Origin of the sequence: Paraburkholderia sp., assembly GCF_034668105.1 — a bacterium.
Taxonomy (GTDB): Bacteria; Pseudomonadota; Gammaproteobacteria; order Burkholderiales; family Burkholderiaceae; genus Paraburkholderia.
Map to the genome: position 1 here is coordinate 1 of NZ_JAXDPY010000682.1, position 3,113 is coordinate 3,113.

3 protein-coding genes are annotated in these 3,113 nt (G+C 59.4%); 2 read left to right on the plus strand and 1 reads right to left on the minus strand.

What is annotated here, in order from left to right:
• Nucleotides 1-282: 282 nt before the first annotated feature.
• Nucleotides 283-1,185 (minus strand): LysR family transcriptional regulator, encoded by a 903-nt coding sequence (locus tag QOC89_RS30015; RefSeq protein ID WP_323048359.1) that lies wholly within the window; start codon nt 1,183-1,185, stop codon nt 283-285.
• 319 nt (nt 1,186-1,504) lie between these two features.
• Between QOC89_RS30015 and QOC89_RS30020 the strand changes: the two genes are divergently transcribed.
• A complete protein-coding gene (locus tag QOC89_RS30020; protein WP_323048360.1) occupies nt 1,505-2,200 on the plus strand; it encodes a fumarylacetoacetate hydrolase family protein in 696 nt (231 codons plus the stop codon).
• A gap of 114 nt (nt 2,201-2,314) precedes the next feature.
• Nucleotides 2,315-2,974 carry a hypothetical protein gene (locus tag QOC89_RS30025; protein ID WP_323048361.1) on the plus strand — a complete coding sequence of 220 codons (660 nt, stop codon included), beginning with the start codon at nt 2,315-2,317 and terminating at the stop codon, nt 2,972-2,974.
• The last annotated feature ends 139 nt before the right edge of the window (nt 2,975-3,113 follow it).

The window sequence follows — 3,113 nt, forward strand, 5'->3', positions numbered from 1 at the left end:
GATACAACGGTCTGCTCGAAGGAAAAACGCCAGGCGCACAGGATGTCGATGTACGCATCGAACCGGCGTGCACGCGAATAGTGACGTGTAGTCCAGCGAAAAATGCCGGGTTCTTCGTCAGCCACGCTCACCTCCCGGTCAACGGACGCAACGTCCTGGCGGAGACAGCAAGATTTGCGTGGAAGGCAGCCGCCAATCGGCGCGCGATCCTGCTTGGGCTCTAACGAGGTGAAGCTGAATCGCCCTCCCGCTTCTCAGGTAGCAATCATCAGCCCGCAACGGTCAGTCGTCGTTTGAGGTTTGCTTCAGTCGACCGAGGAACCAGCGGCCTGCGGGCCCTGGCGGTGTGTCTCTGCGATAGATCGCATACATTGCGATCGGCGGCGTTCGGGGCTGAAAGTTTTCGATTCGAAGCGGCACCAGATCGCCTGAAACCAGATCGGGGTGTACCATCGCCGCGGGCATGTGCCCCCAGCCGAGGCCCGCCCGTAAGAACGCGTGCTTGGCGCCGAGATCCGATAATCGCCAGATCTGCGGAGAGAACACGCCGAACGACTTCCCATCGGTCAGCGGCGTGCGATCAGTCAATACAAGCTGCACGTATCCTTCCAGCTCGCGCGATCGGATCACTCTTTTAAACGACGCCAGTGGATGCTTAGGAGCGACAACGGTGACCATGGGCACATCGAGCAGCTTCTCGGCATCGATCGTTTCCGGCACGGCCGGCATGGAACCACTAATCCCAAGCCTGCACGCGCGCTCCAGTACTCGCTGCACTACCGCACCCAACGCTTCGACATATAACCGCAATGGCGTGTGAGGAAACGCGTCGCGGAATTCTCCGACCGCCATTGTGAGCGAGGCCATGGGATACATGACGTCCACCACCACGGAAAGCTCCGGTTCAAGTCCTTCTGCGATTGCTCGCGCCGTCGACTTGAAACCATCCATGCCGCCGACGACGAGACGCGCCTGTGAAAGCAGGACGGCGCCTTGTTCCGTCAATCGCGGATAACGACCGCTCCGGTCGAACAAGGACACATTGATCTGGCCTTCGAGATTGGCGAGCGTCTGGCTCACCACGGACTGTGTCCTGCGAAGCTTGCGTCCCGCCGCGGAGAAGCTTCCTTCGTCTGCGGCAGCGATGAATGTACGCAGTTGATCCATGGATACGCCGTCGAGCATATGTCGAGTCGCCGAATGGTATTGGTCGAGAAATATAGTCTTCCGAGCGTGGTGTCAAGTACTTAGGCGCAGACACGTTCGCCCATCCCCTATAGCGGGTAACTCGCGGCAAGAACAAGGCACTCTGCAAGCAGATACGTTTGGAGGTTGCGCTGCACAAGACCGTCGGGCAAGCCGAAGTGCGGCGTGGTGATCTGACTTCGAGATCACGATGTCAGTATTCATCGTTGGACGAGGATGCAGCGCACAACCATACTTCCCGTCAGTTGAGAAACGAGCACCCCCCACGTAGCCGCTATTGAAGAAAGGAGTTGCCTGCATGCGCATCGAGTTCACCTTACCCGCGCCGACGGTGCCAATCCAGGGCGGCGACTCCGTCTTTCCGGTTCGACGCATCTACTGCGTAGGCCGAAACTACGCTGCCCACGCTCGCGAAATGGGCTTCGACCCGAACCGCGAACCGCCGTTTTTCTTTTGCAAACCGGCGGATGCCATCGTCAACGTCCCGACTGGAACGACCGTCGACGTTCCGTATCCGTCGAACACCAGTGAATACCACCATGAAATCGAACTGGTCGTGGCGATTGGAAGCGCAGGCAGTGACATCGCGGTAGAAGATGCGCTCAATCATGTCTTTGGCTACGCGGTCGGTCTCGACATGACCCGGCGCGACCTGCAACTGGCGCTGCGAGACAAGGGGCGACCGTGGGAACCTGGCAAAGCATTCGATCAATCGGCGCCCATCGCGCCGCTCCACAGAGCGAGCGAAATCGGCCACATCGACCGGGGCGCGCTCTGGGTACAGGTCAATGGCGAGGATCGGCAAAGGACAGACCTCAGCAAGCTCATCTGGTCCGTGCCGGAAATCATCGCCAACCTGTCCACGTATTTCGAACTGCAGCCTGGTGATCTCATCTATACCGGCACTCCCGAAGGAGTAGGACCCGTTCATCGCGGCGACATCATGAAGGGTGGTATCACGGGCCTGGGAGAGTTGAGCGTGAAGGTGCGCTAATTGTGTCTGTCACCGCGTAAGGGCGCCTGCTTTCGCGGGGCGCCTGTCTGAAGCAGCTGCGCAGACCTGCACGTCATTTGAATTCCATCCGCACAAGCAAGAGGAGAGCTAGTCATGAAATATGCCAACCTGGCGGCGCCAGGCCGGGAAATGCCCACGACAGACGCGCTGACGTTGATGCACGTGCCCGCAAAGTTCGACGTAACCCAATGGCCCCGGGAAGTCGAAGCGTTTCTCCACAAGACGACCCATCCGCATCACCGGGCTATGTTAAAGAACTACTTCCGTCATTTGCTGCTGGAGGTGGCGGGATACTGGGATCAGATCATCGTTCCTGAACTCACGGTCGATGAACCCATGTACCGCGTTGGTGACCGGCGGCAAATGCACGTTCTGACGGGCAAGGCAGCCGTCGAGGGTTTCTATCGTGAAGCCGCTGAAACACGCCAGAACGTGATGGGCGCACGCACCATGAACATGGGCGTCGACGACTACGGCGTCACGACGGAAGCCGTATGGACTCACGTCGTGCCCGGCGTGTGCCTGAAGGACCACGGCATCGACGCTGACCCCGCGGCGCATTATCTGATGACGCATCACCTCTTCCAGATCTTTACGTATACAAACGAGCCGAAGCCGAAGCTCATCGCGGAGCGGATCTACGATGACCCGGAGAGCTACACCTATGAGAAGCTGGCCCCAGCGGACGTCGTGACCCCGGAGATCGCCCGGGAACTCCTCGCCCCATTTCTGGCTCGAGCCACGCTGGACTAAGCTCACTTGAGCAGGCGGTCCACGCAGACGACGCGCTTCATTTCACTGCATCACGTAACGGGCCGTGACCATGTCCGGCCTCGCACTGCGCCTTCGCGCGTCGCGGCCTTGTCACTAGCGATCTCCTCGAGAACCAGTT